Here is a 2941-nt window from a genome sequence, read left to right on the forward strand (position 1 = left end):
GCGGCGGCGCGGGAGCCCGCGCCGAGGTCCGCCGTGGACCGCTCCGGCGACCACTGCTCGCCCCGCTTGCCCGCGTCCATCGCCTCGTTCGCCAGGCGGTCCGCGTGCTTGTTCCGCTCGCGCGGGATCCACTCGTAGGTGACCTGGTCGGCGGGGAAGACCGCGGCCGCCTCGGCGGCGAGGGGCTTCATGCCGGGGTGCTTGATCCTCCAGCGGCCCGACATCTGCTCGACCACGAGCTTGGAGTCCATGCGGACGTGCACGCGCGCCGCGGGGTCCAGGGCGCGGGCGGCCTTCAGGCCGGCCACCAGGCCCTTGTACTCGGCCACGTTGTTCGTGGCGACGCCCACGTACGCCGCGGCCTCCGTCAGCGTCTCGCCGGAGGCCGCGTCGATGACGACCGCGCCGTAGCCCGCGGGCCCCGGGTTGCCCCGGGAGCCGCCGTCGGCCTCGACGATGAACTCCCTCGCCACATCCGCCCCTTTACAGGCCGGACTCGGCGGTGCGCACCAGGATGCGGCGGCAGTTCTCGCAGCGCACGACCGTGTCGGGGGAGGCCGCCTTGACCTCGTTGACCTCGGTGATGTTCAGCTCCAGGCGGCAGCCCTCGCAGCGGCGCTGGTAGAGCCGGGCCGCGCCGACGCCGCCCTGCTGGGCGCGGAGCTTGTCGTAGAGCTTGAGCAGGTCGGCGGGGATCGACGCGGCGACGACCTCGCGCTCCTTGGTGACCGTGGCGGCCTCGCGGTCCAGCTCCTGCTCCGCGGCGTCCCGGCGGCCCGTGGCGTCGTCGATCTTCGACTGGACGGACGAGACGCGCTCGGTGAGCTCGGCGACGCGCTCCTGCGCGGACTCGCGGCGCTCCATGACCTCCAGGACGACGTCCTCCAGGTCCCCCTGGCGCTTGGCGAGGGAGGCGATCTCCCGCTGGAGGCTCTCCAGGTCCTTGGGCGAGGTGACCGCGCCGGAGTCCAGGCGCTGCTGGTCGCGGGCGGCGCGCCGGCGCACCTGGTCCACGTCCTGCTCGGCCTTGGTCTGCTCGCGGGCGCAGTCGCTGTCCTCGGTCTGCGCGGCCACGAGCAGGTCGCGGAGCTGGGTCACGTCCTTGGTCAGCGACTCGATCTCGGCGTGCTCGGGCAGCGACGCGCGCTTGTGCGCGAGCTGCGTGAGGCGTACGTCCAGGTCCTGGAGGTCGAGGAGACGGATCTGGTCGGCGGGCGCGGCGTTCAGTTGGGGGCTCCAAGGGTGCTAGGTGAGCTGGGTGAGGGGGACGACGCCGCGTGGGCGGTCCAGGGGTCGGTGACCGTCTTCGAGACGTGCACGCGCAGGTTCCAGCCGTGCCGGTCGGAGATCTCGTCGAGCTGCGCGGCGGCCAGCTCGCACCACGGCCACTCGGTGGCCCAGTGCGCGGCGTCCAGCAGCGCGAGCGGCGCCTCGGCGCGGGCCTCCGACACCGGGTGGTGGCGCAGGTCGGCGGTGAGGAACGCGTCGACGCCCGCGGCGCGCACGGCGTCGAAGAGGCTGTCACCGGAGCCGCCGCTGACGGCGACGGTACGGATCGGCTGGTCGGGGTCGCCCGCGACGCGGATGCCCTGCGCGGTGGCGGGCAGCCGCCGCGCGGCGTGCGCGGCGAACTCGGTCAGGGTGAGCGGGTGTTCCAGGGCGCAGATCCGGCCGAGGCCGCGGCGGCCGTGCTCGTCGGTCGGGTCCGGCACAAGGGGGCGTACGACGCGCAGGTCGAGCGCGCCCGCGAGCGCGTCGGAGACGCCCGGGTCGGCGGTGTCGGCGTTGGTGTGCGCGACGTGCAGGGCGACGTCGTTCTTGATGAGCTCGTGGACGACGCGGCCCTTGAAGGTCGAGGCCGCCACCGTGGTCGTACCGCGCAGGAAGAGCGGGTGGTGGGTGACGAGCAGGTCGGCGCCGAGCCGGACCGCCTCGTCGGCGACGTCCTGGACGGGGTCGACGGCGAACAGGACCCGCGAGACCTCCGCTCCGGGGTCGCCGCAGACCGTGCCGACCGCGTCCCACTGCTCGGCCCGCTCCGCGGGCCACAGGGCGTCGAGGGCGGCGATGACTTCAGACAGACGGGGCACGGGAAAAGGCTACCTTCCCGCGCTGCCGCCCCGGCCCTGGGTGACGCAGGGCGACCGGGCCCTGACACGGTGCACCCACGCCGCCGCGCGACCAGGCCGCGGCGCGCCCGCCACGGCCGCGGCCGGGTGCCGCCGCGGCCACCGCGCGACGCGGCCGCGCAGGTCGTCCAGGACCGCGTTCACCGCCGTCACGCCCAGTCGCCCTCGGTGGGCGCGTGGCCGACGGGCTCGCCCCCGAGGGACACCACGTGGCCGAGGACTCCGCCGTCCAGGACGGCGACCCGCTTCGGCCACTGCTTCAGCTCCGTGGTGCTCAGGGCGTGCACGACGGTCCGCGAAAGCGCCCCGGGCCGGACCTCGGTGCCCGTACTCGCCGTCCTGTCGGCGGCCTCGGCGAAGGCCCCGCCGCCCTGGGGGCGCTCCCCCGCACAGCACATCCACCCCCGGCTTCTCCGGCGAACCGGGACATCACCACACGTACGCGTGAAGCGGACGGCCTCGGAATCCACGCCAGTGCGTACGAAAACTAGCGTCGCGAGCGGAGGTGACCCGCAGATGACAGCCCCTGTGGCCGGCCCCTCGCCCGCGTCCCCGCCGCCCGTCCCCACACCCTCGCCGCCGCCGTGCGCGGCCGGGCCCGCGACGGGCCCGGGGGCCGGGCGCACCACACGCCGCGTCGCGGTGCCGGGCGGCGGGACGGTGCTCGTGCCCGGGGCCCCCGGCACCCCGGGGGCGGCGGGCGGGAGGCCGGGCGGCGGGGAGGACGCCGGGGCGGCGGGGCGCCCCGCAGCACCGGCAGGAGCGGGGCGCGATAGTGCGGGGATGCGCGTCAGCGCGATGCCCGCCGCCAC

4 protein-coding genes and 1 pseudogene are annotated in these 2941 nt (G+C 75.8%); 1 reads left to right on the forward strand and 4 read right to left on the reverse strand.

Annotated features, from left to right (window positions below; genetic code table 11):
* The 4 genes from QK440_RS40985 to QK440_RS41000 form a co-directional block, all read right to left on the reverse strand.
* Nucleotides 1-473, reverse strand: a 473-nt coding sequence (locus tag QK440_RS40985) for a reverse transcriptase-like protein (protein ID WP_282798355.1), incomplete at its 3' end; no start/stop codon positions are given.
* A 10-nt stretch (nucleotides 474-483) separates the two neighbouring features.
* A complete protein-coding gene (locus tag QK440_RS40990) occupies nucleotides 484-1227 on the reverse strand; it encodes a C4-type zinc ribbon domain-containing protein (protein ID WP_282798358.1) in 744 nt (247 codons plus the stop codon).
* Entirely contained in the window at nucleotides 1224-2090 is an 867-nt protein-coding gene (locus QK440_RS40995) for a Nif3-like dinuclear metal center hexameric protein (RefSeq protein WP_282798356.1), read from the reverse strand. The genes QK440_RS40990 and QK440_RS40995 overlap by 4 nt, the downstream gene beginning before the upstream one ends.
* A gap of 188 nt (nucleotides 2091-2278) precedes the next feature.
* Nucleotides 2279-2527, reverse strand: a complete 249-nt coding sequence (locus QK440_RS41000) for a hypothetical protein (RefSeq protein ID WP_282798357.1) — start codon at nucleotides 2525-2527, stop codon at nucleotides 2279-2281.
* A 118-nt stretch (nucleotides 2528-2645) separates the two neighbouring features.
* On the opposite strand from QK440_RS41000, the pseudogene QK440_RS41005 reads away from it, so the two are divergent.
* A pseudogene (locus tag QK440_RS41005) lies at nucleotides 2646-2941 on the forward strand (hypothetical protein); the annotation flags it as partial.

The organism is Streptomyces sp. CC224B, assembly GCF_030010595.1.
GTDB lineage: Bacteria > Actinomycetota > Actinomycetes > Streptomycetales > Streptomycetaceae > Streptomyces > Streptomyces longispororuber.

What these genes read in the sequence shown, in the direction of transcription:
- QK440_RS41000 (WP_282798357.1), bottom strand. Translation starts at nt 2,527, where the DNA reads ATGTGCTGTGCGGGGGAGCGCCCCCAGGGCGGCGGGGCCTTCGCCGAG.